Origin of the sequence: Methylomicrobium lacus LW14, from assembly GCF_000527095.1 — a bacterium.
Lineage (GTDB): Bacteria > Pseudomonadota > Gammaproteobacteria > Methylococcales > Methylomonadaceae > Methylomicrobium > Methylomicrobium lacus.
Genome location: NZ_AZUN01000001.1, coordinates 1,759,972 through 1,784,343, shown reverse-complemented (window position 1 = coordinate 1,784,343; position 24,372 = coordinate 1,759,972). Strand labels below are relative to the sequence as shown.

Annotated in this window: 20 protein-coding genes, 3 tRNA genes and 2 pseudogenes; 2 read left to right on the top strand and 23 right to left on the bottom strand. The window is 53.1% G+C overall.

Features of this window, described 5'->3' with window-relative positions:
* Positions 1-234: 234 nt before the first annotated feature.
* The 12 genes and pseudogenes from METLA_RS0108035 to METLA_RS0107980 all read right to left on the bottom strand — a co-directional run bounded on the left by METLA_RS0108035 (position 235) and on the right by METLA_RS0107980 (position 13,848).
* Complete coding sequence (locus tag METLA_RS0108035) at positions 235-1,962, bottom strand: c-type cytochrome (protein WP_024298050.1); 1,728 nt, start codon at positions 1,960-1,962, stop codon at positions 235-237.
* A gap of 50 nt (positions 1,963-2,012) precedes the next feature.
* On the bottom strand, positions 2,013-2,708 hold the full coding sequence (locus tag METLA_RS0108030; RefSeq protein ID WP_245598759.1) for an SCO family protein: 696 nt from the start codon (positions 2,706-2,708) through the stop codon (positions 2,013-2,015).
* Between the two features lie 98 nt (positions 2,709-2,806).
* Positions 2,807-4,441 (bottom strand): hypothetical protein, encoded by a 1,635-nt coding sequence (locus METLA_RS0108025; RefSeq protein WP_024298048.1) that lies wholly within the window; start codon positions 4,439-4,441, stop codon positions 2,807-2,809.
* 55 nt (positions 4,442-4,496) lie between these two features.
* Positions 4,497-5,171: an SCO family protein gene (locus tag METLA_RS21395; protein ID WP_024298047.1), complete on the bottom strand. Its 675-nt coding sequence runs from the start codon at positions 5,169-5,171 to the stop codon at positions 4,497-4,499.
* Between the two features lie 46 nt (positions 5,172-5,217).
* The gene (locus tag METLA_RS0108015; protein WP_024298046.1) at positions 5,218-6,963 is read right to left on the bottom strand and encodes a multicopper oxidase family protein; all 1,746 of its coding nucleotides are present in this window, start codon (positions 6,961-6,963) and stop codon (positions 5,218-5,220) included.
* A gap of 445 nt (positions 6,964-7,408) precedes the next feature.
* Positions 7,409-8,095 carry a response regulator transcription factor gene (locus METLA_RS0108010; protein ID WP_084480100.1) on the bottom strand — a complete coding sequence of 229 codons (687 nt, stop codon included), beginning with the start codon at positions 8,093-8,095 and terminating at the stop codon, positions 7,409-7,411.
* 217 nt (positions 8,096-8,312) lie between these two features.
* Positions 8,313-8,939: a TIGR04282 family arsenosugar biosynthesis glycosyltransferase gene (locus METLA_RS0108005; protein WP_024298044.1), complete on the bottom strand. Its 627-nt coding sequence runs from the start codon at positions 8,937-8,939 to the stop codon at positions 8,313-8,315.
* A 311-nt stretch (positions 8,940-9,250) separates the two neighbouring features.
* Positions 9,251-10,768: pseudogene (locus METLA_RS0108000) on the bottom strand (dihydrolipoyl dehydrogenase family protein); the annotation flags it as partial.
* The gene (locus tag METLA_RS0107995; RefSeq protein WP_024298042.1) at positions 10,762-11,511 is read right to left on the bottom strand and encodes a DUF547 domain-containing protein; all 750 of its coding nucleotides are present in this window, start codon (positions 11,509-11,511) and stop codon (positions 10,762-10,764) included. The gene METLA_RS0107995 and the pseudogene METLA_RS0108000, both read right to left, overlap by 7 nt.
* Before the next feature lie 126 nt (positions 11,512-11,637).
* Positions 11,638-11,784: pseudogene (locus METLA_RS22555) on the bottom strand (DUF1348 family protein); the annotation flags it as partial.
* Between the two features lie 86 nt (positions 11,785-11,870).
* Entirely contained in the window at positions 11,871-13,154 is a 1,284-nt protein-coding gene (locus tag METLA_RS0107985; RefSeq protein ID WP_024298041.1) for a pyridoxamine 5'-phosphate oxidase family protein, read from the bottom strand.
* A 148-nt stretch (positions 13,155-13,302) separates the two neighbouring features.
* Positions 13,303-13,848: a carboxymuconolactone decarboxylase family protein gene (locus tag METLA_RS0107980; protein WP_024298040.1), complete on the bottom strand. Its 546-nt coding sequence runs from the start codon at positions 13,846-13,848 to the stop codon at positions 13,303-13,305.
* A 138-nt stretch (positions 13,849-13,986) separates the two neighbouring features.
* Here METLA_RS0107980 and METLA_RS0107975 point away from each other — a divergent pair, with 138 nt between their 5' ends.
* The gene (locus METLA_RS0107975) at positions 13,987-14,886 is read left to right on the top strand and encodes a LysR substrate-binding domain-containing protein (RefSeq protein ID WP_024298039.1); all 900 of its coding nucleotides are present in this window, start codon (positions 13,987-13,989) and stop codon (positions 14,884-14,886) included.
* A gap of 10 nt (positions 14,887-14,896) precedes the next feature.
* Here METLA_RS0107975 and METLA_RS23730 read toward each other — a convergent pair whose 3' ends face one another.
* The 10 genes from METLA_RS23730 to csrA form a co-directional block, all read right to left on the bottom strand.
* Positions 14,897-15,028 (bottom strand): hypothetical protein, encoded by a 132-nt coding sequence (locus METLA_RS23730; protein ID WP_281171939.1) that lies wholly within the window; start codon positions 15,026-15,028, stop codon positions 14,897-14,899.
* 60 nt (positions 15,029-15,088) lie between these two features.
* Positions 15,089-16,063 carry an arsenosugar biosynthesis radical SAM (seleno)protein ArsS gene (gene arsS, locus METLA_RS0107965; protein ID WP_024298038.1) on the bottom strand — a complete coding sequence of 325 codons (975 nt, stop codon included), beginning with the start codon at positions 16,061-16,063 and terminating at the stop codon, positions 15,089-15,091.
* Positions 16,064-16,143: 80 nt separating this feature from the next.
* Positions 16,144-16,344, bottom strand: coding sequence for a zf-HC2 domain-containing protein (locus METLA_RS0107960; protein ID WP_024298037.1), 201 nt, complete (start codon positions 16,342-16,344; stop codon positions 16,144-16,146).
* A complete protein-coding gene (locus METLA_RS0107955) occupies positions 16,337-16,945 on the bottom strand; it encodes a sigma-70 family RNA polymerase sigma factor (protein WP_029646512.1) in 609 nt (202 codons plus the stop codon). The genes METLA_RS0107960 and METLA_RS0107955 overlap by 8 nt, the downstream gene beginning before the upstream one ends.
* Positions 16,936-18,027: a methyltransferase domain-containing protein gene (locus METLA_RS0107950; protein WP_024298035.1), complete on the bottom strand. Its 1,092-nt coding sequence runs from the start codon at positions 18,025-18,027 to the stop codon at positions 16,936-16,938. Before METLA_RS0107950 ends, METLA_RS0107955 begins: the two co-directional genes overlap by 10 nt.
* Before the next feature lie 27 nt (positions 18,028-18,054).
* On the bottom strand, positions 18,055-19,173 hold the full coding sequence (locus METLA_RS0107945; RefSeq protein WP_024298034.1) for an inorganic phosphate transporter: 1,119 nt from the start codon (positions 19,171-19,173) through the stop codon (positions 18,055-18,057).
* Positions 19,174-19,610: 437 nt separating this feature from the next.
* Positions 19,611-19,686 (bottom strand) — tRNA-Asn (locus METLA_RS0107940).
* Between the two features lie 25 nt (positions 19,687-19,711).
* Positions 19,712-19,788, bottom strand: a tRNA-Arg gene (locus METLA_RS0107935).
* Positions 19,789-19,879: 91 nt separating this feature from the next.
* Positions 19,880-19,972 (bottom strand) — tRNA-Ser (locus METLA_RS0107930).
* Between the two features lie 9 nt (positions 19,973-19,981).
* Positions 19,982-20,179, bottom strand: a complete 198-nt coding sequence (gene csrA, locus METLA_RS0107925; protein WP_024298033.1) for a carbon storage regulator CsrA — start codon at positions 20,177-20,179, stop codon at positions 19,982-19,984.
* 329 nt (positions 20,180-20,508) lie between these two features.
* On the opposite strand from csrA, the gene ettA reads away from it, so the two are divergent.
* Positions 20,509-22,176 (top strand): energy-dependent translational throttle protein EttA, encoded by a 1,668-nt coding sequence (ettA, locus tag METLA_RS0107920; RefSeq protein WP_024298032.1) that lies wholly within the window; start codon positions 20,509-20,511, stop codon positions 22,174-22,176.
* 367 nt (positions 22,177-22,543) lie between these two features.
* On the opposite strand, the gene pilV is transcribed toward ettA, so the two are convergent.
* Positions 22,544-24,358, bottom strand: coding sequence for a type IV pilus modification protein PilV (gene pilV, locus METLA_RS21390; protein WP_024298031.1), 1,815 nt, complete (start codon positions 24,356-24,358; stop codon positions 22,544-22,546).
* Between the last annotated feature and the right edge of the window lie 14 nt (positions 24,359-24,372).

Genomic DNA, 24,372 nt, shown 5'->3' with positions numbered 1-24,372 from the left:
GGGCAAAAAAAAGGGCTTACATCTCTGCAAGCCCTTCATTTATTTGGCTCCCCCGGACGGGCTCGAACCGCCGACCCGGTGATTAACAGTCTGTTGCTAATATAAGTAAAATCAATGGCTTAGCTGGATGTAATTTTGGGCAAAGACATTTATAAGTTGTTGATTTCTCAATGTGGTGATATTTAGTTTTGTACACTTTTTCTGTCTAAATCCTTTGCTCTGATTTTTTCATCCTTATGGAACAATCCAGTCGCTTATAGGAATAATTGACCGATTAGAGCCTAATTGAACCAAATAAGCGCCCTTTGAGGCGAATCGTTGTTCCGGGCCAAGGCTGAGTCTTGGGAATGTACCCGGATTGAGTGCATTTTCGGCTTCATGCTCTATGTATTCGAGCAAATAATCCCGTGAAAAGTGATCAACGACATGTTCCAGGCTATATTGCAGCAAATTCAGCGCATAATAGGAATTGAATTGAATTCTGTCATTCGTAATGGGAAGCCTTCTGGTATTCATCCAGGCCCTGACTCTGAATGCATGCGGATGATAAGCCGTGGGTAATTCGTAAGGATAAGCGAAAATAAGCTTAGCGATAAAGTCTTTGGAAAAGGTGCTTAAATCTTTTTGCAGCATGCCGGAAGGCAGAAATATGCGTTCGATGGCCTCGGGTTGTAAAGCCAATTCCGTTAACACCTCGGTTCCGAGTTTATCGGGCCAAATTACGAGAGAGCGGATATGCGAATGATTCTGTTTATATTCGGACCATGCTTGCCGGAAGTCTTCGATTTTTTTATAGGAAATTTTTTCGCTTTTCAACGGGCTTTCGGCGCTCATCGCGGCGTTGAAAATATTCGCGGGGATCTGCCCTTGAGCTTCTTCATCCCTATAAATCTGCACAATGGAATCCGTCGTATCCCCTTTTATTTCCTTGCTGAGATATTTCGCAATTGCTTGGGCTTCCAATGCAAGGCCGGCATTGAAATAGATCGAATAATGGCCGGACTGCTCCTGCGCCGGCAACTCAGTGATCGGAAAAAGACAAGGCAGATGATTTTGTTCGCAAAATCGGTGAATCGGCGTCCAATCACCTGGCGCCATGCCGCCGATCAATGCGAAGACCGGTTTTTTGTCATAATAGGCTTGCAATTCTTTTGGCCAATCCGCCGGATTTTCCGAAAGCTCCCAAATGTCGTGTTGCCATAGTCGAAAGGCTTTCGCGAAATCGGAACGATAGTTCGGAGAAAAATTAGGATGGTCCTGATTTCCCTTGGTTTCCAAATTCAGCCATTCTACAAACTTGGTTATTGTCGATAGCATGGCATTTTTGCTGTCTGCATCGACGCCTTTACCTACAACGGTTGCAAAATAAATCGACTGGTTGTCGATGCCAGGATCGTTTTGGGAAGACAGATTTTTCAGATAGGCTATCAAACCCGACATATCGCGGTCGCTGATTTGATAACGTGGCATCAGCGGGTTCAAGGTTCTTCCTGATGGGTCGATGCCTTTGCGGATTGCTTTTGCCAAAGACTCCTCGGTATACGCCGGACGTTGATAAGCGGATCTCATGCGCGCCCAAAACAGTTTGGACTGACTCTCTTTAAACAATTTTTTGAAGAGATCGGCCCGATCGAAACTTCGGGGATTGAAAAGACTGGCGCCGGTGATCGGCAATACATAGTTTCCGCCTTCGCTGGAACCGTAACCACTCCGCCGGTGGCATTGGGCGCAATTGAAATTCGCGTCCTTGAAATCGATGTCGCCTTCGGTCCGTCCTTGTAATGGGGAGCCGGACGAGTCAAGGCCCTGATTATAAATCCGTTCGCCGAATGACAATTGTGATGAGTTCTTGTACATCCCATAAAATTGCATCGCCCAATACCCTGAAAAAGCCATGGAAATTATCAATAGCAGGCTTACGCCGAATTTTCCGGCACGAGAGGTTAAAAATCTGGATCCCATTGTTACAAACTGGTGTGGTCTATTGATCTGGCGAAATGGCTTGCCAGCTCTTATTGGTTTGATTTTGGCAAGGGCTGGGGCTCGATGAGTTTTTTATAGGCCGTGACAATGTCGTTTTTACTGAGCAGCCTCTCGATTCGGATCCATGGCGCATTAACCTGCGAACGCATAAAGGTCAGCGGTTTGTGGTACATCTTGTTACTGCCTGGATAAGCGGCATTGAATGCCTTTAAGAGCGAATCTATATCTTTTCGATTGCCGGTAAAAAAATACCAGTTATTTCCGGCTTTGAAGCGATTGGCGTAGGCATCCAATTTTTGAGGCGTGTCTTGCTCGGGATCTATCGAGATCGAAATCAGACGGTAGGAAGCCTTTAGAGTATCCAGTACCGGCTGGGCACTGGCGAATGAAGCACTCAATACCGGACATATCGAAGAGCAGGTGGCGAAAATAAATTGCAGCATGACCGGGCCGCCATAATCGATCACTTGAAGGAAGTCGACCTCTCTACCGGTTTTGTCGATAAGCGTCAGGTTCGGGAGATCGTAAAAATTTTCGCTAAATTCAGGAACGGCAGCAGAAATTTTTTCATTCTGATTGCCGCGCGGGTCTTCCTGCGGGGAATTTGCCATCAGCTTGGAATCGGAAAGCACCCAGCTTTGCGTCATTTCGCCGGAACATACCATCTGACAATTGACCAGTAATAAAATAGCACTGAAAAACGGTACGGCTTGCAATCCAGACATAAAGTACTAAAAGTAAAAAAGAGTAAGCGCCGCTTTGGGTTTATCAAAGCGGCGCTTTCCCTGAATGGGACGGAATCTAGGTGTTGATCCGGCTCAGGTTAGTGAATCGACCATATCGCGAAGTCGTGATGCAACGGGTCGAACTGGTACCAGCGCAAACGCCGTGAAGGTTCATAATTCATTTGCATCTCGATGTTATGCTGGCCGACCACGGTATTATCGCCCGATCCTGTCGCCGGCGGCGTAATGATCAACCCCGGTTTGCCTGCGGTGGGCATGCCGGCGTTAACCCACCAGTGCGCGCGCCCGAAGGTGAACCATTGTCCGGCGCCGCCGATCGCCTGGGTCGACTGGAAGGTGTTTTCCCAGCCGCGCCGGCCGCCGAAGTCCACGTTGAAATAGGCATGATCGAAATGATCGCCGTTCAACAGCTTGATTTTAACGGTCTTGCCTCTAAGTTTCCAATCGGGATATTCCACATGGCTGTCGTCCCTGATCCCTTTGATCTGGCCGTAAATGGTATTATTCACGAAGAACAAGGTCCAGTCGCTGTCAGGATCGGCCGTTACTCCGTCAGGCAATTTGTTTCGGTCTTGCGATTGTTCGAATGCACGGTTCAGGCTTTTAATATCGTTGGCCGAGGCTTTGCCGTTAGCCTTAATAGACCGCAAGAGATTCCACATGCGCTTTTCGGGCGCAAGATCGCCGATTTTTGCAATGGCTGCCAGTTTTTCAGCTTCGCTAGCGCTTGGGTGTGGGCCGAAGACGTCAATTTCCCATTGCGGCAAGCTTTTGCCCGCTATCATTTTACGGGCATTTTCAGAAACCTGAACCCGGGGAGGGTGCTTGCGCCAGCCCCAGTTGTAGGTCAGATTATAATATTTGCCCGGCGCCATTTTGATTTCGTATACCGTACGGGTACCGTCTTCCATCGGAAAAAAAGTCTGATCCATTAGCACATGCGGCATCGGCGGCATGCCGGGAGGGCTGAGCGCCGGATCGTCGAAATACATTACCATCGGCGCGAAATCCTCGTGGCCGCGATTGAGGGTATCGACGGTAAAGCGGACGGTCCAGGGCACATCGAGCACATCGCTGGGGTCGATCATCGCCGCGTCTGACTGGATAGTGCCGTCGAACCAGACTTGATGTACATCGACGATACCGCCAATCTTGACGTTATTTGCATCGTACACCGCTTGCACATGCTTTATCCTTTCCGGCCCCTTATAATGTAATAATGCCATGCCGCTATAGGTACGGCTTGGAATGGGATTGCCTTCCAGAATATCAATAGCCTTTTGTACGGCCAGCTTATCATGCCCTTTCGATTTTTTGATCAGTTGAAAAGCTTCCCGTAAATCATCGGTAGGCGAGGTTTTATCGATCACTGAAACGACGGGGTTGTCATGTAAGTTATAGGGATTTTCGGGTGTGGAAGGCAAGGTATTGACCATTTCGACGCCGTTACCGTCGCAAACATTCTTGTAAACGGTATCCAGATGGTTGCTGCCCGGCGGATTGGTGAAAGGATCCTGGCTTGGGAATGCGCCTTCAGGGGTGATGATATGCGTGGTGGTTACCCCGTTGTCGACTGTTTGCCACTCATTGGCTTGAGGGGGGCGCGGCCGCGGCATAACGTCTGTGCAATCGGCGGCGATGGCGGCATTTCCCCCTAGGGCCAACGTGATCGTAAACAGCAAACGGCTATAGGTGAATTTAGTTTTCAACATAACGAACTCTGTTCCTTAAATAGCTTTGAAAGTTCAGCATCAGAGACCGAAGATGCTAAACATCGCGGTTGCTGTTCTTGTCATGGTGCCGGCCTGCCAGATTCACGGGGCCGGCGCGCTTGATTTCAGCGCCCGCCGAATTGCCTTTTTGCAGCCATCCGAGGCGCGTTACCGCCATATCGGGATCGGCGTCCGACGCGAATGCGCCCCATAAGCCGACACCGCCGTTTCCGTAATGCACCATCCGCACGTTGATGCCGCCATGTTGATGGTGCTTGGACAAGTGCTTCGCGAAGCGTCCGCTGATGGATTTGGCGTCTTCATCCGATGGCCGCAGCAAATGCCAGCCCTTAGGAATATGATGTTTCTTCGCATAGGCGGCGAGCCTGTCCAAGGTATCTTTTTCAGGGTCGGTGGTGATTGAATAGATGCTGACCTCTTTTCCCAGTTTGTCGCCAAGACGGCGTGCGATCTCCGCAATGTGCTCGATCGTCGGATGATGTTTCTGTCCATCGATCGACATGAATTGCACCAAGACCACTTTGTCGCGAATTAAATCGCTGTAAAAACGGTAACTCTTGCCGTTATGGGAAGTCACCGGAACATCCGGCATCCGATTGCCGCCGCGGCCCTGAGTGGGCGGTGGCAAAAGGGCTTTCGCTAATTTGTTTCTCAGCTCCAGTTTTGATGACGTAGTGGATGAAGCATCCTGAACATTTTTGTCTTTCATAACTACCTTTATGTGTGTCGAATGGGGGGCGTGCTATATGCTCTTATCAATCGCCTTCACCGGGCGGCACGATATCCCATCGAATCATCATGGCATGGTCTTCATGCACGACGTTATGGCAGTGCATCACATGCTTGCCAAGAAAATCGCGCCAACGCGAGTAAAATTTCACCTCTTCGTTGGGGCCTAACATCACCACGTCCTTTCTGGCGTGGCGGACGTCGTGGCGGTCCACCGGCTTACCGTTGATTTCCAGGATCTGGAACTCCTCGAAATGGCTGTGAATGGGGTGCATCCAGGTGTTGCCGGCGTTTCGAAAGGTCCAGATTTCGGCGCTGCCTTGTTCGATCAAGGCATCAGGCCGGTTAGGATCCATCAGCTTGCCATTGATCGTCCATAAGCCGTTGTCGTAGTCAAAAACAAATAATCTTTCTTTTCTTACCAGCCGCTTTTTGATCGGCGGCAATGCGCGCATGTGGTCGGGGATGCGGCTGGGATCGGGCGCCTTGGCGGCCACCACATCGAAGCGCATGATCTGGTTGCCTTGATCCAGCAATCTTCCGGTCCAGCCCGCGCCGTCTTCGCGAATTTCCATCCGGTTGACCAAATACAACTTATCGCCGGGTTTATATTTGGAAAAATCGACGATGATGTCGTGGCGCTCGGCGACACCGAGCCTGATATTGTTGGTTTCGATCGGTCTCGGCAGCAGGTTGCCGTCCGTGGAAATGACGAAAAACTGTTCGCCCTGATCCGAGCCGCCTTCTTTTTGCACATACAGCTCGTACAGTCTGGACGGGCCGCCATTCAAAACCCGGAAGCGGTACTTCCGCGCTTCGACAATAAAGAAAGGCTGGATGATTCGATTGACCGTAAAACGGTCGCCGATCATGCCGTGTGTCGTATAAAGCGCGCTGGGCAGGTCGTTTCCGGTCGGTTCGGGGTTGAAAAAGTCCCAAACGGCTTGGCCGTTCTGATCGAACTGGACGTCATGCAGTATCAGCGGTACGTCGTATTTTCCGCTCGGCAGCCGATACGTTCCCTTTTTGGTTTCGTCGTTCGCGTCCTTCTTGTCGAAAAGCAGGTAAAAACCGTTCAGGCCTGCATAAACGTTCGGAGCGGTGAAATCCATGCGGTGGTCGTGATACCACAAGGTGCTCATGATTTCGCGTTTGTCGAACCCGGCAGGAAAATTGCCATAGTGATGATCCCAATACTCCCCCGGCCAGGTATAGTCCTGGGGTATACCGTCGCTTTCCGAGGCGGTATGCGCATTATGTAAATGGATCGTCGTACTGGGTAGCGCGAACCTTACTTTTCCCGCTCCTACCGGAGGCAATCGATTGAGGCGCCGGACAAAAACCGGTTCGCCATATTTCGCGTGAAAGGTCAGGCCCGGCGTGATGCCCTGAGGCATGCCCGGCTCGCGAAAGCCCCAGGACCAGGAACCCTGGTTATAGGGCGGATCGACATGATACCGCCAGAGGAATTCCTCCAAATAATGGACATAAAATTTCTGCGGTTTAAATTCATCATAGCGCTGATGCCTTTGCGGATCGGACGGAAGTCCTCCACCCGCCTCGGTTGACAGAAATGCTTCGTCAACGGGTTTGGCAATCGGCATGACGTTTAGCGGCACCACGAACGGTCTAACCGGAGGGCTTGGAGCCTCCTGAATACTGGGTTTGAACCCGTCCGGAAAGACCAGTTCAGCCTTGCCGACCTTGGGCGCCAGCAGCCCGTAGCCGGCGCCCGCCGCGCCAATCTTTAAAACATCACGCCTTGTTGCCATATCATCCCCTCATTGTCATTGAATTATTTCGCTGTTGACCTGGCCCCTGTAAGGATTTCTTCCAAATCGCGACTTACGGCATGGACTACTAAAACAGATCCCGCTGCTGCGCTAAAGATAGTGAATAGATTTGCGGATGTCTTGAGCCATTCGCATCAATTCTTCGGCGGGGATGCCTCAAATGCGATTGTGATAGATGGCTTAATCAATTGGGTCAATTGCCCTATTTGTTGGCGAGGTAGAGGCTATTTGGATGCCATCCTCGTAAAGCCAAATCATTTGGCGTAATTGAAATGGGACTAAAAAATTAAGTTTTACTGCGGATGATGGGGCAGAAGCTCAAATTGAGCTGGAGTCAATCGCGGACCTAAGGCGATTTATGAAAAAGAGTTATCTTGAAGCAAGTGAAATTTACAGGCTGCCGTTTCTTCAAGATGCAAGCTATTTAGACCTTTGGTTTTAGGGGCAATCCGTTACGGGTTGCAAACAGCATCAGTTCGAGCCGGTCTTTGACTTCCAGCTTTCTATAGATCGAGTAAATATGATTTCGAACCGTTTTTTCGCTGATATGCAAAGAATGTGCAATTGAAGAAGTATTGCGTCCCTTAACGATAAGATTAACCACTTGTTGCTCTCGTCTGGAGAGGCTGGACATTCTGAATTTCTCATGCGCATCCGAGTGATTTGAAGGCGCAACTTCAGGACCTCCGGCCTTGAAGATGGTTCTGTCAAACCACAGTTCATTGGCTAGCACTCTGTCCACGGCATTCAGTAAAACATTTAAATGTTGAGTTTTCAGGACAATCCCCGCGACGCCGGCTTTGAGAAAATCCAGGTAATAGTTGGCGGCGCAAGGCGAAGTGATCAACAGAACATGGCTGTCCCTGCATTGTTGAGCTAACCGGAAAACCCAAGGAATATTTTCTTCATGATTCAAGCAGGGGTCGGCAAGGATCAGATCAGGTTTTAAATTTAATGCGAGTCCCAAGGGGTCTTGGGCAAATCCAACCTCGGTGATGACGTCAAGATGATCCTGTTTCGCAAGTTTTTCAGCCAGCATCTCTCGATACAGTGATTGATCATCGACAAGCATGACTGTATTGACTGAAGATTTTGAGAGATTAGAAAACATGCATAACAGCCATTGAAGTCACAATTCGAACACCTGAAAAAGACAAATTCATTACAAAGGTGTTTCGTCGTATTTTAAGTCCATAACCTTACAAAAAATTCACTTAATTTTTGAGGCTGAGCGAAGGTGTTTGTCTCACGAACTATAGCGATGGAAGAAAATCGGAACTGAAAGGTAAAAGTGATACGATGCGGCTGGCTATGGATTGGCTACCGCATCAGGTGTTTTGTCGATTTAAATAGCGCATCCAGTCCTCGATAGTGTCGACGTCCCATTGTGGCTCTAACTCATAAAAATTGAGCCCTGTCTTGGTTAATCGTCGGCGGGTTTCTGCCATGACACTATCGGTACCCCAGGGCATGTCGCTGAACAAAATAGGTTGATGGGCTGTCACGCCAATTAACACATAGCCTCCATCTTCTGCGGGAGAGATCACGACATCGTTGCCGTTTTTCAGAACCGTCAGGGCTTGACGTAAATCGTCCGTCGTCATGCTGGGGCAGTCGCAGCCAATCAAAATCGCTTTCCGGTAATGTGATAGCGCTTCAACAAAAGCGTGTTGCATGCGGTCGCCCAGATCATTACCGCGTTGATTGGTTAGGTTGAGCGGATAATCCGCCGCGCATTGCCGAAAAAAAGCATGTTCAGCATCGGGTGCGCAGCACAGTATGACTGGACACAACGGCTGCTGAAAGGCTCGCTCCAATGTCATCCGCGTCAATTGACGATGGGCTGCCGCGGCCTGTTCGGAGGTTAGCGCCGGTTGCAAACGCGTTTTCACTTGGCCTGCTATCGGAGCTTTGCAGAAGATCAACAGAACGCTGTCGGGAAATAGATACGTCATGGTCTATAAGTTGCTGAAAGGCCGGAGTGCCGCCACAAGCGATGGGACGGCGACAGATAATAAAATACCCATTAAGGCGAAACGTTCATTAGCTTCCATCAGAGCTTCCCGTAATAGCATGCCGCCAGATTATCGGGATAGGCACCGAAGAAATAGGCCAACCGTAAACGCCACATCAGCAGGATAGTGTTGAGGATAACGTACTTTTGCCAGCGTCTCGACGCTGTGATGACTTTGGCGCGCAGGCGATTTGTCCTGCTTCATTTAAAACCGGGGCGATAATGCTGAGTTGTGGAGTCAATCTGCTCATTTTAATGCTTGCGCCGCCAGGCATGATAGCGTTCTACCCAATGCAGTAATGCCTGCGGCGCATGGGCGCGTTTCCAGACGCCGGCGGCGTATTTGTTGGCTTCGGCCAGCGTCGGATAGATATGAATGGTGCCCAGAATCTTGTTCAAACCAATACCGTATTTCATTGCCAGCACAAATTCGGCGATCAGGTCGCCGGCATGTTCGCCGACGATCGTCACGCCGAGAATTTTGTCCTTGCCGGGCCGGGTCAATACTTTGACGAAGCCATGCGCTTCGCTGTCGGCGATGGCTCTGTCCAGATCGTCGATACCGTAAGTCGAAACCTCATAGGCAATCCCCTGGGCCTTGGCGTCCAGCTCATTCAGGCCGACGCGGGCGACTTCCGGATCGGTAAAGGTCGACCAAGGAATCACCGTATAATCGGTGCGAAACTTCTTTAACTGGCCGAACAAGGCATTGACCGCCGCGTACCAGGCCTGATGCGCGGCGGTATGGGTGAACTGATAAGGCCCTGCCACGTCGCCGACAGCAAAGATGTTGGGATAATTGGTTTGTTGAAAGGCGTTGGTATCGAGTGTTTTGCGCGGCGACAAGGCAATGCCCAATTCCTCGACGCCATAGCCATGCACATTGGCGGCGCGGCCGATCGCGATCAGCACCTGATCGAAAGGAATCTTGGCTGTTTGGCCGCTGCATTCCGCCAACAGCGTGTTCTCGCCATTCTCAATCATGAATTGCTTGGCGGTATGGTTGACGCGCACATCGATCCCCTCTTGCTGGAAACAGGCCATCACCGCGGCCGACACCTCCGGGTCTTCGCGCAATATCAGGCGTGGAGCCATTTCCACCTGTGTCACTTGGCTGCCCAAGCGGGCGAAACTCTGGGCCAACTCGCAACCGATCGGACCGCCGCCCAAGACCAGCAGGCGCTTGGGCCGTTCGCGCAGAGCCCATACCGTATCCGAGGTCAGATAGTGAATCCGGTCGATGCCGGGAATCGGCGGCACGAACGGCCGGGCGCCGGCGGCAATGACGATCGAGCGCGTGGTGAGCGTTTTGACGCCGTCGGCGGTGGTCACCTCGACTTCCCAGGGCGAAACGATTTTGGCCGTGCCTTGGATGACTTCAACACCCAGGGCGGTATAGCGTTCGATCGAATCATGCAGTTCGACGGTTTTGATGACGTGCTGAACCCGCTCCATCACGGCGGCGAAATCGAAATCGGCCTGGGCCTTGTCGATGCCGAACTCCTTGGCGCGTTTGACATGCGACAAAAACTTGGCGGAGCGAATCAGCGCCTTGGACGGCACGCAGCCGGTATTCAAACAATCGCCGCCCATTTTGTGTTTTTCGATCAGGGTGACTTTGGCCTTGACCGCGGCGGCGATATAGGCGGTCACCAAGCCGCCGGATCCGGCGCCGATCACCACCAGGTTGTTGTCGAAACATTTGGGTTTGCGCCAGCGGGCATAGATTTTACGTCGTTGCATGAGGTCGAGCATTTTTTGGGTCAGTAATGTTGTTTTCCATTGACCGACCAATCGTAATCGATCGCGGCCTTGATTTTAAGATCGGGCAGTTCAGGTTGATAGCGTTTGATGAATGCCGCCACGCCGCCACCGGCGGCAAAGTCTTTTTCAAACCAGTCGAAGATTTTCGACACCTTGATCTGGTCTTGACCGACGCTCAAGCCCTTGCCGGTATTGCTCAGAAAGCGTTGCGCCTGATCGTCCAGTTGCGACGCCAGTTTGGCGGCGCTGTAAGGCTCGTCGCGCAAATCCGGGCAGCTTACCGAGGCGCAGACAATGGCCAGATGAATCCGGGGTTCGCCCAGGGGCCGCAAAATCGTATGCTCCACCTCGCCCAGGGTTACCTCCTTTCCGCCCAGTTGTCCCGCCGGTTTGTCCCATACCGGCTTGAACAGGCTGCCGACATCCTTGATGCTGTCGACCGGCCAATGGTCGGCCACGGTCTTCAAGGCTAGGATATTGTAGGCATTGATATAAAATGCCAAGCGTTCTTCGCGGCTCGACAACCGTCTGGGATCGAAGCCGGCGAGTGCCTGATAGGCCTTGTCCAGGCTGCCGTTCGCCTTGATCGCGGGATAGTCGACCAACATCAGCTTAACGCCGTTTTTGTTGCCAGGCTTGACGTGATTCAACACTACCCGGTAATCGCTCCAATTCGGTTCGGCGGCCTGGGCTTGACCGGCAAACCATAACAGGTTTATCAAGCAAGCGGCCAAAATTTTCATGAACATAATAGTCTCCAATCGGTTGGCTTTTCCTTTGGTCGCTTGCACCGGCATTTCCTTACAGGTTAATAGCAACCTGCCTGAGATGTGCTCGGCGGTGTTTCTGGCCGAGAAAGTGCTGGTGAATGGCACTCACAAACCCAAATCGCTCAAACCGGCGTGATCGTCGGGGCGGCGGCCCAGCGGCCAGTGGAACAGCCGTTGGGCTTCCTGGATCGGCAGATCGTTGATGCTGGCAAAGCGCCGTTGCATGAAGCCTTGTGGGGTGATTTCTGCGTTCATGATTTTCTCCATTATTGAATAGTGTGTGAGTTAAGGCTGCCACATTCCCGGCATCGACACGTAACCCGGCAAGGCGCACCTGGTTAAGTGAAACTTTCGAATTGCACCCGTTCGTCGGCGATGCCGAGTTGGCGGGCGGTTTGGCGCACGCTTTCAATCAAGCGTGTTGGGCCGCAGACGTAAATGACGGTATCGGTTGATGCGTTATTCAACAACGCCGACACATCCAGCCGGGTTGGCGTTGGCGCTTGGCTGAAATAAAACCGGCATCGATTTGGAAAATGCCGCCGCAAGTCCTCGACAAACGGCATGTGTTGCGGCGAGCGACCAGCGTAGTGCAATTGGAAATCCACGCCGCGCGCCGTCAATTCCTCCGCCATCGCTTTTAGCGGCGTGATGCCAATGCCGCCGGCAATCAACAACGCCGGGCGGTCGTCGTAGTGCAGGCTGAAATAGTTATCCGGCGCATCGACGTTGAGGCGGGTGCCAATTTGCCATCCATCGTGCAATGCTTGAGAGCCGCCTTCGCCATCTTCGACCCGCAACACGGCAATGCGATACTGGCGTGGGTTGTCCGCTGCGTCGGTCAGCGAATAAGCGCGGGTGGTGACACTGCCATCGGTTAACGCGATCGGTACCCGAAGATGCGCCCCGGCCCGATACGCGGGCAGCAAATCGCCGTCGGCATGGCGCAGTTCATAAGCGCGAATAGTGAGTGTCAACTGCCGAATCCCGGCAATCGTTAACGGCAACGCGCCGCTACCCAAAACGGGGGGTGCTTGCGGTTTCACCACCGCCGTTTGTTGGCGAGTTTGGTCAAGTAGCGCTTCGACTTCACGTTCACTGTAGCGCGGCGTAATGTACTTGGGGCAATTCCAGTCGAAGGCTTCGACTTGGATGATGATGCCGCGCTCGATGGGGGCTCGGAATGCGGGCGATTCCAGTTTCGCTAGTAGTTCCGGCTCGGTGCGTTCGTCCACTGCGCGCGCCCGACCCCAGATTTTCAAGCGCCGCCGCTGCGGATAATCCATCAGCAACAAACTAATCCGGTCATCGCCGCGTAAATTGCCCACCGAAATGTATTGGCGGTTACCGCTGAAATCGGCGTAGCCAAGGGTGCGTTCATCCAGCACCTTCAGGAAGCCCACCGGCCCGCCGCGATGTTGTACGTAGGGCCAGCCGGTTTGACTCACCGTGGCTTGGTAAAAGCTGTCGCGGTCGGTAATGAACGCTTGTTCGAAGGCACTCAGCGCAACCGTCTCGGCCTCGCCGAGCTCGGCTGCCCGATACGCCATACGGCTGCCCATTTCGGTTTGTACCGCTTGCACGTCGGGGGTGAAACTGATTTTGGCAAAAGCGCGGGCCATGACCTTGCTCCGGGTTGGGATTGAAACATTGGCGTTAACTGTGACACAGACGCCAGCCGCATTGAATAGCCATAATTTGCAATACTTTATTCCATTCAGCGCAAGAATCCGGGCGCAAGTCCGTCCTTGGACTTGGCCCGGTTCACTATTAGGCCGCCTGTTTTAGCGCCACTTTCGGGAAGTCGATGCTGACCCGGCTGGCTTTACCCAGGATATTGGTCAACACGTTCATGCCTACGTGGGTGATCACCTCGACGATGTCCGCCTCGCTGAAGCCGACATCGCGCATCGCCTGCAATTCGGCGGCGGTGATTTCCCCCTTGTGCTCTACCAGGGCGCGGGCGAATTTGACCGCCACCGCCGCTTTGGCGTCCTGGCTGGTGCCGGCCCGGTTGGCTTCGATTTCCGCGCCGTTCAAACCGGCTTTGCGGCCGATGGCGGTGTGTGCGGACAGGCAGTATTCGCATTCGTTCTGCTGTGCCAGCGCCAGCGCGATGCGCTCGCGGGTGACGGCGTCCAGCGAACCGTGGTTGGCGATGTGATGCAAGCCGAGGAAGGCTTTCAAGGCGTCCGGCGAGTGGGCGAATACCCGCAAAAAGTTGGGCACCATGCCCAGTTGATTTTGAATTGCCTCCAACAGATTGAGTTGTTCGGTGGTGGCGGTTTCGTTGCTAACGGTGGTAATACGGCTCATGAGGGTTCTCCGATCGATTAAAGGATTTGCAATAATGCCTGCCGGGGATTCGGTAGGCGGGTTATAGTGTGTCTTATTGCAAAAAATTAAAGAATAACCAAAAATACCAATTAACTATTCCGATAATTGGAACAAATAATGGATCGATTGCATTTGATGAGCGTCTATGTTGCGGTGGTCGATGCCGAAGGCTTTGCCGGCGGCGCGCGCAAATTACACATGTCGCCACCGGCGGTGACGCGAGCTGTGGCGGCGCTGGAAGAACATTTGAGCGTTAAACTGTTGAATCGCACGACCCGCCATGTGCGCATGACGGAGGCCGGCCAGAAATATTACGAGGACGCCAAGCGGATTATTACCCTGGCCGACGAAGCCGACGACGCGGTGTTGGGTATCAACGCCGAGCCGCGCGGCCTGCTCACGGTTACCGCCTCGGTACTGTTCGGGCGTTTGTTCGTGATGCCGGGTATTGTCGAGCATTTACGCCGCTATCCGGCGGTGGAAGTGAATGCGCTGTTCGTCGACCGCGTGGTCAACATGCTGGAAGAGGGCATTGACGTAGCGATACGCATCGGCGATTTGCCCGATTCGTCATACCGGGCGTTGCGGGTCGGTTCCGTGCGGCGGGTGTTATGCGCCGCGCCGGACTATCTCGCTACTCACGGCATCCCGCAAGTCCCGGAAGATTTGCCGAACCACAACATCATCTTGGCGCGCGGCTTAAACCCAGCCAATGAAATGCGCTTTGTGCGCGATGGCCAGTCGTTGACCGTGAAACTACAGCCGATGTTAAGCGTCAGCGATAACGATTCAGCCGCCAGCGCGGCCATGGCCGGATTGGGGATCACCCGCCTGCTGAACTATCAAATTGCCGAATCGCTCCGGGCCGGCAAACTGAAAATCGTACTGAGCGAGTTTGAAAGCGCAACGGTTCCGGTCCACATTCTGCACCGCGAAGGCCGCCATTCCTCGGCCAAAATTCGCGCGTTCGTCGACTTGATGGCGGAGCGGTTGCGGGCGGAGTTGACTTTGAATTGACTGCGGACGGCTATTCGCTGTCGACGATTTTCGCTCCCTCCACCTCCAACAACACCGTTGCAACATGGGCCTTGCCCTCGGCATCCAGCGGATTTTGTTGCAAATATTCGCCGGCCACCGCAGCGCCGGATAGGCCGTCCAAGGTGGCATCATGCCATACCCATTCCCGATGATAACTTGCATCGCAAACCTCCAGCTGACGCTATGGATGGACAGCCGCCAACGCTCCGCCGCAACTGCTGCCTTGACCCGCGGTGCAGCCGTAGCAATGGGCTGCGGTGGCGATGGGCGCGTCCCGAAGCCGGTCCAGGCTCAACTCGCTGATATGTACTCTCGGTTTAGCGGCGGCTCCCAACGGCATCGCCAGCATCTGGTTAAAGTCGCAGTCGTAAAGGAAACCTTGCCAGTCGATGCTGAGGGTATTGAGACACATCAGATGGTCGAGGTTGTCAGCGCGATAATGGTCTTTCAGCAAATTCAGGTAAGCCTCGAAGCGGCCCTGGCTAACCAGCATGCTGCCGAAACGTTGAATCGGCATGTTGGCGACCGCAAACAGGCGGTTGAAGACGATGCCGTAGTGTTGCCAAAGGTGCTGCTGGTAGGCCTGTTCGAGATGCTGTTGATCCGGGGGCAGCACCGCATTTTGCGGGTTGTAGACCAGATTGAGCCTTAACCGGCTGTCCTGCTGGCCGTAGCCCAGCCGATTAAGGCGTTGCAAGGCCGCCAGACTGTCCCTGAATACGCCTTTGCCGCGCTGTTTATCGACGTTTTCTTCCAGATAACAGGGCAAGGAAGCGGTGATTTCCACCTGCTGCGCGGCCAGGAATTCGGCCATATCGCTGTAGCCTGAGGCTTCGAGGATGGTCAAGTTGCAACGGTCAATGACCTTGATGCCCAGGCCGCGCGCCGCCCGCACCAAATAACGAAAATCGGGATGCATTTCCGGGGCGCCGCCGGTCAAATCCAGAGTGTGTATATCGGCGGCTTCGGCCAGCGCCAACACCTGACCGATGGTCTCACGGCTCATCAGTTCGGTGCGCCTTGGGCCGGCGTTGACGTGACAATGCACGCAGCTCAGATTACATAGATAACCGAGATTGAGTTGCAGGATTTCCAGCGGTTTGCGAAAAACAGCCGGAAAATCGCTATCCGCGAGCAGCGGTTTGGTGCCATGCATGCTTAATCCTTGGAGAAGTCACTGTCGCCGTATTCGGAATCGGTGGTGGCGCTACGACCTTGTTCATCGTTTGCATTTTATTAGGGCTTTTTGCTCGAGCGATTTTGCATGTGTTCGGTATAGCGCTGGGCTGCCTTGCGAATGAACTGGGTCTGACTCTGGAAGTTTCGACAGCGAGAACACAACATCACATGTATGCCAATCGCCATCCGTTCGCCAAGGCTAAGTTTTTTGTCCAGGCCCTGTGAAACCAGGGCAGTAATTTCGCGGCAACTACGCATGATGCTTTTCCTTTTTTGCTTTCGATTGATTGAACCAGCGGATTTCCAGGCATTCTCTGAGCCTTAATCTGGCTCGATGCATGAGGACCCAGTAATTGGCGTCACTGAGACCGGTTTCCCGGCAAACCTCATTGGCTTCCAGGCCGACCAGTTCCCGCAACATGAATACCTGAGCCATTCTGGGCGGCAGGTTGTTCTGGCAGGTTTCGTAGATGCCCCAAAACTCCTGCTGCTTGAGGGCCGCTTCCGGATCGTTCCAGGTGCTGGGACCGCCATTCCAGTGGCCGTTGTTCATGAAAAAGTCATCTACGTCGTTATCGGTAAAGTCAACTTCCAAGGAGACGGCTTCACGGGCGCTGTGCCGCCAGTGGTCGGCAATCTTGTGTTTCAAAATGCCGATCAGCCAGGTACGCAGTCCGGCCTTGCCTTCGAAATTCGAAGCCGATTGCCATGCTGCCAACAAAGTTTCCTGGACGGCATCGTCGGCCAGTTCGCTGTCGCGCAATTGCAGCAGCGCGTAGCGGAACAGCACCGGGCGATGCTCGGCCAGCAGGGCTTCAGTCAACTGGCTCGTGGCCTTGGCCCCGGCTTTCAACAGCATCCGCCGTCCGCCTGGGTTGCGTCGCTGCGCGACACGGGCGCGCAATCGAACAAGCCGAAGTGACGGGATTTATCGCCCAACACTTGAAAGTGCTCGCCATAGCGACTGCCAGCTAGCATATCGGCGGTATTGCCGCAGACCCGCAAGGGCCGGCCGGTTTCGAAATGGTGATGATCGTCCAGATCGAAACCGTGCGGATGCTGGTCGATGCTGCCCAGGTACATAGCCACCTGGCCGAAATCTTCGCAGCGATCTTCCAGCGGCATTTTGAAGGCGCGGACCGTGACGGATTGGAATTTGACCATGCCGATTTTGGCATACACGTCCGGATCATCGAGGCTAATCGGGTTTCGCTTGACGGCGCGCACGTCCGGACAGCCTACATCATGCAGAATACGCCGGAAGTCTTCCCAGTACAGCGCCCCGCCCAGACACTCGCCCAGCAGCACCGGGTCCTGGCGCAATGCGGCGGGGATGCGACGATCGGCAAACACGTCGGAAAAATACAGTTCGCCTCCTGGTTTCAATACGCGGAAGATTTCCGCCAGGACCCGGGGTTTTTCCGGCGACAGGTTGATCACGCAATTGGACACCACCACGTCGATACTATTGTCGGCAATTGCTCCCTGCATTGCTCTACCTCCTGCATCCATGCAGTCGTCGGCAATACCGACTGTCGCCAGATTTTCGATGTGTCCATGCAGAAAATCGACATTCGCATAGCCGAAACGCTCGGCGTGCCAGCCGCGGTAGCGGACTGCCACTTCCAGCTGCTCCGGGGTCATGTCCACCCCGATGACCCGGCCCTTGGGACCGACCAGTTTCGACAGCAAATAACAGTCGCGACCGGTGCCGCAGCCCAGGTCCAGGACGGTCTTTCCCTCTAAAGCCGGCGGCAGGGGCGAACCACAGCCGTAAAAGCGATCCAGCACTTCCGGATGCAGTCCGGACAGCAAGGCCTTTAAATAAGCGGGCATGGCATCGATGCTGCAACACGCACTGGTTTTCAGGTCGTTGCTGGATTGTAGAACCTGACCATAGTAATGGCGGACCGATTCGCTGATTTCGATACTGGCAGTCACAGAATACCTCTTGTTTTTATGATGGGTTTAGTTGCCTACGGCAATCAAGTAAATTACCGCGGCTAAAACAGCCGCGCAGGGCAGAGTCAGCAGCCAGGATAACGCAATGGATGCGATCACGCCGGTATTAGCCTTGCCGCTGACCAAGCCGATGCCGAACAAAGAGCCCACCGACACATGGGTGGTGGAGACCGGCATACCCAGCTTGCTGGCAAAAATCACCAGCAGGGCGGTGACTAGGTTCGCCGAAAGACCCTGATCGTGTGTGATGGGGGTGATTTTATGACTCATGGTTTCCGCCACCCGGCGGGCATTGAAAACTCCCCCCGCCAACATCGCCAAGGCCACCGCAATGATGACGCCTTGCTCGGTAACACCCGGAGCCAGCAACAATAAAGCGGCTATTTTGGGCGTGTCATTCAGCCCGCGGGCGAAACAGACCGCGCCCGCACTGCAAAAATGCAGTCCATCGCGAAGGCGGTCCAGGTTGAAACCCAAGATCATGCCGGCTTGCCGTTGAGCACAAGCTTCCGGTTGATCAAAACTGAGTGTCGGAACGAGGGTTGATTCGTTTGCCATGCTCGTATTATCGGTCACCGCAAGAGCCAGACTATCGGTAGTCTCCAAGCAAAGGCACATCGAGCTTTCGATCGGTTTTTGCAACGGCCCATGGTGCCAAAGCCGATATAGCCCACCGGCCAAGAATAGCGCCAAAAACGGGCTAAGTAACAACGGCAGGACAAAATTGTTCAGCAAAGGCGTCAAACTGATGGTGCCGGATGTCGCCAGTAAGGTACTACCGGCCATGGCGCCCAATAAAGCATGGGTTGTGGAGATCGGAAACCCGAAACGTGTTGCCAGAATCACGGTCATGCCGGCACCGCCGGCAACCGCGATCATGAACGGCAAGGTGTGAATCAATTCGTCGGGCGCCAATCCTTTGCCGGAAAATTTGACCAGCAGCGTTTGCGCAAGAAACAGCGCCGCAATCGAACCGGCCAACGTCGTCAGCGTCGCCCAAGTCAGAGCCAGTCGATAATTGAGGGTGCCGCTGCCGAACAAACTCGCGACCCCTTTGAAATTATCATTGGCACCGTTCGCATAGGCCAGAAAGCAAACGCTTAGGAATAACAAGCCTGTGAGCATGGAAGCTCTCCTTTACGATTATTAAATAGGCGATATGCGTAAGTCGTAAGTAAAAGTGAAACCTTACAAAATATTTTTTTTGCTCCCAAGTTTTCCTGGTCAAAGGTTTGGGGCCACCTCTCTAAAAGCTGGCGGCCATAAAACCTTCAGGATGGCTTTATTGTATGACAGAAAATTGGTCGAGGTTAAGCCGGCAGGGGAGGAATGATGACAGAGCAAATGTATTATGAACGCGGATATCTTATCTGCTGTAGATGCGGGAACGAGTCGTTTATCAACGACAGAGAGGCTAGGTCTTTCAAGGAAGGTGAGCAGCAAGATCGGTTTTTCTGCGATTTTTGCGAGAAATGGGCTTATCTAAATTTGCCAAAAGCAGAATAATTTTGGACAAGCAATAAAAAAGGCCTAGCTATTTCTAGCTAAGCCTTTGTTTTATTTGGCTCCCCCGGACGGGCTCGAACCGCCGACCCGGTGATTAACAGTCACCTGCTCTACCGACTGAGCTACAGGGGAATGGTGTGTCGATATTTTTGAAAATTGGCGCGCCTGGAGAGATTCGAACTCCCGACCGCTCGGTTCGTAGCCGAGTACTCTATCCAGCTGAGCTACAGGCGCCTAGTTGATCCGATTATTATCCCTTAAGTTTATATCTTTGTCAACAATCCCTTTGAACTTTTTTTTATGAGCTTTTAGAACTTGTAAAACGTGGCGGAGAGAGAGGGATTCGAACCCTCGATGGGCTTTATAGGCCCATACTCCCTTAGCAGGGGAGCGCCTTCAGCCTCTCGGCCATCCCTCCGAATTTGTTTTACTTTGAGTCGTCTGCGTCTGTAGACTCAGCTTGTTCTTTTTTGATGCGTTCGTAAATTTCCTCCCTGTGAACCGAGACCTCTTTAGGTGCGTTGACACCGATTCGGACTTGGTTTCCTTTGACTCCAAGGACTGTGACGGTTACTTCATCACCTATCATTAATGTCTCACCTACTCGACGAGTCAAGATAAGCATAGCCTCTCTCCCTAATCACATTGAAAACTCACTGTTCTTCACAGCATCCAACTCATAAGCGCAGAGTATATCATCAATTTTTAAGAATGGAAAACCCTAACTCACATTATTTTTCATTGTGGCGGGTTTTTTGCTTATCGCGGCAAGGCCGGCGCTTTTGCGGCTTTCGGTTAAGGTGTTGAATGTAAGATGATTCTTATCGATTATGGCGCCGCATGATCGCTGTTGGATATTTTTGAGGATTTTATGGATCTGTTGGGTTACCCCTCGGCGAGAAAACATGGGATAATTTGAAGCTATCGTTTCCCCACTTGCACTTGCATAACAAAATGGCGCAATACATCTATTCAATGAATCGGGTCGGAAAAATCGTTCCGCCTAAGAAATACATCTTGAAGGACATCTCGCTGTCCTTCTTTCCCGGCGCGAAGATCGGCGTTTTGGGTTTGAACGGTTCCGGTAAATCGACGCTGCTCAGGATCATGGCAGGCATCGACAAGGAGATCGAAGGCGAGGCGATACCGCTAAAGGGTATCAATATCGGTTATCTGCCGCAAGAGCCGCAGCTCGACCCGAATAAGAGCGTGCGCGGCAATCTCGAAGAAGCGGTCGCGCATATTAAAGATGTGCTGGCCGAATTGGATGCCGTTTACGCCGCCTACGCGCTGCCCGATGCCGATTTCGACAAACTGGCTGCCGATCAGGCGCGTCTGGAAGACATTATCAATGCCTGCGACGGCCATAATCTTGACCGCCGCCTCGAAGTGGCAGCCGACGCCTTGCGCTTGCCGGACTGGGATGCCGATGTGACCAAACTGTCCGGCGGCGAGAAGCGCCGGGTTGCGCTGTGCCGTCTGTTGCTGTCGAATCCGGACATGCTGTTGCTGGACGAACCGACCAACCATTTGGATGCCGAATCGGTCGCCTGGCTCGAACGCTTCCTGCACGATTATCCGGGCACCGTGGTCGCGGTCACGCATGATCGTTATTTCTTGGACAATGTCGCCGGCTGGATTCTGGAGCTCGACCGCGGCGCGGGCATTCCGTGGGAAGGCAATTATTCTAGCTGGCTGGAACAGAAGGAAAAACGTCTGGAGCAGGAAGAAAGACAGGAAACTTCTCGCCAGAAAGCGATGAAGGCCGAGTTGGAATGGGTGCGCTCGAACCCGAAAGGCCGCCATGCGAAGAGCAAGGCGCGTTTGGCTCGCTTTGAAGAGTTGTCATCGGTCGAAGTGCAAAAGCGTAATGAGACCCAGGAAATCTATATTCCGCCAGGACCGCGTCTCGGCGATGTGGTGATTCATGCCGACAATATCAGCAAGGGCTTCGGTGACAGGTTGTTGATCAACGACCTGAGCTTCAAACTGCCGCCGGGCGGCATCGTCGGCATCATCGGCCCGAACGGCGCCGGTAAGACGACTCTGTTCCGGATGATGGCCGGCCTCGAACAACCGGATGCGGGCGCGCTGACGATGGGGCAGACCGTGCAACTGTCTTACGTCGATCAGCTCCGTGACGACATGGACCCGAACAAAACCGTGTTCGAAGAAATCTCGGACGGGCTGGATATCATCACGGTCGGCAAATATGAAACGCCGTCGCGCTCGTATGTCGGACGCTTCAACTTCAAGGGCGCGGATCAGCAGAAGAGAATAGGGGATCTGTCAGGCGGCGAGCGCAACCGGGTGCATCTGGCCAAGCTGTTGAAAAGCGGCGGCAACGTGTTGCTGCTGGACGAACCGACCAACGACCTGGACGTCGAAACCCTGCGCGCACTCGAAGAAGCGCTGCTGGCTTTCCCCGGCTGCGCGGTAGTCATTTCGCATGACCGCTGGTTCTTAGACCGGATCGCGACGCACATGCTGGCGTTTGAAGGCGACAGTCAGGTGGTCTGGTTTGAAGGCAATTATGAGGATTACGAAGCCGACCGGCACCGCCGTTTGGGCAGCGATGCGGATAATCCGCACCGGATCAAGTATAAGAGATTGTCGCAGTAACATCCGAGTCTCTTTCTCTGTGCGGGACGTGATCTTTATCGCGTCCTGCGCTGTTAGAGGGTTGTCAAAGGCGGTACGGAAAAAACCGCCGGCGCACGGTTCGCGCATAGACGGCGTAAACCGCATTAGCCGTTAATGGTAAACGCCAGCAAAAAGATCATCCTCGTCATGTTCTTGGCGTATCGAGTGGCAATGCCAGGCCAGCGCTTTAGGTGCGAAAAAGCATTTTGGCAAAAGTGTTGAGTGCCGGATGAATTTTTATAACTCGCCGTGGATAATTAATTTGGCTGTCGCGGATCATTGAAATAGTAGGGACGGAATTTGTATACCGCCCCTACTCGAGTGCAAGTCGATAGCTATAGGGCCATCAAAAAGGCCAAGCGCATGTTGATAAAGCCAATATGTTTGAAGTGGTTTTCGTGCAAGTTGCAAAACCAGATGGCGATGAGGTCGGGTTCTCGTAGCTTCCGCCAAGTATGGAGACCCCTGCCGATAAAGGTGCATTGCTAGGAACTACACAAGCATACTGGGTCGCTGCTGTTGAAGGCGTCAAATTATTGTTAAGGTAGCAGGCGCCCGTTTCGGGTATATACAATTTTAGATTGGATGCATTTGATAAAACATTCCCGATCAGATGTTTCGCGGTGCCGAAAGAGCCGTTATAGGCCATTCCAGCTACTACCTGATTCGGTTGACCGCTTTCGGTTAGCGTACGAATAATCTGCCGGGGAGCCAATACCAAGCTGTAGGCGGTCGCATTGTTGTAGCATTGCGCATTGGCCGTGCCGCCTGAACCTCTGTCAACAATCAAAAAGTTATGATTGGTATAAGACCGGTTGATGCCTTCGGAAATCTGCTCATTTCCTGTATTGGCGCTGTTACGCTTAATTCGGCGTGTGACATACGAACGTTTGGTGACGGCATACAAATAGTGTTCATTCAGAACCTCGCTGCCGCTTGCCTGCAACAAGGGGCTGCCCCCTGAGCTAGGGTCTGTCGTGTCTTCGAGAAAACAGACCTGTTCGCGGTCGCCGCCTGAGTCATCGACACCAATCAGGCCCAGTTCGCCGTATTCGCCGCCGGGGCCGACATTGCGCGCATTAATTTGACTATCCGATACGGCCGTATCCGGATAGCAATTATTGACGCCATCGGCGGTTGCATTGCAGTTTCCCGCGAAAACGCACTCATAGGGCATATAGCGATATGGGGTCGATCCGGAGCTTTTGGGGCCGTTGTAACAATAATGCACTTCACTGGAAGACCAGGCAACGCGGATATTATCGAGATGATTGCTGCTAGTGGAGTAGACGGTACCGGCGATTCGCAATGGCACGCCGCCGAAATGATTCTGGACATACTTACAAGTCGCTGTGCTGGAGTCATTTTCGGTACATAAATAAACGGCAATGATGCCGCTGCCGTCACCAAAAGGGGCCGAATAATAATGTGTGGCCGGGAGTTCCGAGGTGATCGGCGTTAGCGAGAATGAGGCTCCGCCATCTCCAGTTGCAGTGATTGTAGTAGACGGTAATGCACCGCTGATAAGCCTGACAGTCACTGATCCTGGCAGCGGGGTCGGTCTTGTCGCATCGACATTTTCGGAGGCTACGTCTTCGGAAGCGTTTTGCCGAGGATTCGGCACCGCCATTGAGCCGCCGGACGCGATTTGGCCGGCATATAAAGCCGATTTGGCAGGATCTAGAAAGGCGATTTCAGATACCACATTGACTTTTTCATCTTGGTCGATGGCTTTGCCGTCACCGTCAGAGTCAGCGCCACCATCACTGTCCCAACTGACGATTGCGGAAATTTTTTTGCGGTTTGGCGCATTAGTGCAGGGGGGCTGGCCCGATCCACCGCAGTTGGGATCGGTTAAGAGCGCTGTTGCTGTGATGGCCCAGCTTCTTGCGAAATTCGCATTAGTGCCAGTGACTGTATCGGAGCTTGTGGCGGCTGTCTGAGCATTGTATCCGGCGACGGTGATGTTGTTTCTGAGTTGTTCAACCTTCTGTTCTGCAAGCGCCAGCGCTTCAGAGCGCGTTTTGCTGTCACCGCTGCTGGCCATGAAGCCCGTTTGCATCGCGGCGATTGCAAGTAAACCCACCGCGATAACAATCGCCGTGATTAAAACCTCAATCAGGCCGATTCCCTTTTGTACTTTAAGAGTGAATGGTTTCATAATCCATGCCCGTA

Coding starts and splice junctions, on each gene's coding strand:
- METLA_RS0108035 (WP_024298050.1), bottom strand. CDS start 1,962: ATGGGATCCAGATTTTTAACCTCTCGTGCCGGAAAATTCGGCGTAAGC.
- METLA_RS0108030 (WP_245598759.1), bottom strand. CDS start 2,708: ATGTCTGGATTGCAAGCCGTACCGTTTTTCAGTGCTATTTTATTACTG.
- METLA_RS0108025 (WP_024298048.1), bottom strand. CDS start 4,441: ATGTTGAAAACTAAATTCACCTATAGCCGTTTGCTGTTTACGATCACG.
- METLA_RS21395 (WP_024298047.1), bottom strand. CDS start 5,171: ATGAAAGACAAAAATGTTCAGGATGCTTCATCCACTACGTCATCAAAA.
- METLA_RS0108015 (WP_024298046.1), bottom strand. CDS start 6,963: ATGGCAACAAGGCGTGATGTTTTAAAGATTGGCGCGGCGGGCGCCGGC.
- METLA_RS0108010 (WP_084480100.1), bottom strand. CDS start 8,095: ATGTTTTCTAATCTCTCAAAATCTTCAGTCAATACAGTCATGCTTGTC.
- METLA_RS0108005 (WP_024298044.1), bottom strand. CDS start 8,939: ATGACGTATCTATTTCCCGACAGCGTTCTGTTGATCTTCTGCAAAGCT.
- METLA_RS0107995 (WP_024298042.1), bottom strand. CDS start 11,511: ATGTTCATGAAAATTTTGGCCGCTTGCTTGATAAACCTGTTATGGTTT.
- METLA_RS0107985 (WP_024298041.1), bottom strand. CDS start 13,154: ATGGCCCGCGCTTTTGCCAAAATCAGTTTCACCCCCGACGTGCAAGCG.
- METLA_RS0107980 (WP_024298040.1), bottom strand. CDS start 13,848: ATGAGCCGTATTACCACCGTTAGCAACGAAACCGCCACCACCGAACAA.
- METLA_RS0107975 (WP_024298039.1), top strand. CDS start 13,987: ATGGATCGATTGCATTTGATGAGCGTCTATGTTGCGGTGGTCGATGCC.
- arsS (WP_024298038.1), bottom strand. CDS start 16,063: ATGCATGGCACCAAACCGCTGCTCGCGGATAGCGATTTTCCGGCTGTT.
- METLA_RS0107960 (WP_024298037.1), bottom strand. CDS start 16,344: ATGCGTAGTTGCCGCGAAATTACTGCCCTGGTTTCACAGGGCCTGGAC.
- METLA_RS0107955 (WP_029646512.1), bottom strand. CDS start 16,945: ATGCTGTTGAAAGCCGGGGCCAAGGCCACGAGCCAGTTGACTGAAGCC.
- METLA_RS0107945 (WP_024298034.1), bottom strand. CDS start 19,173: ATGCTCACAGGCTTGTTATTCCTAAGCGTTTGCTTTCTGGCCTATGCG.
- csrA (WP_024298033.1), bottom strand. CDS start 20,179: ATGCTTATCTTGACTCGTCGAGTAGGTGAGACATTAATGATAGGTGAT.
- ettA (WP_024298032.1), top strand. CDS start 20,509: ATGGCGCAATACATCTATTCAATGAATCGGGTCGGAAAAATCGTTCCG.
- pilV (WP_024298031.1), bottom strand. CDS start 24,358: ATGAAACCATTCACTCTTAAAGTACAAAAGGGAATCGGCCTGATTGAG.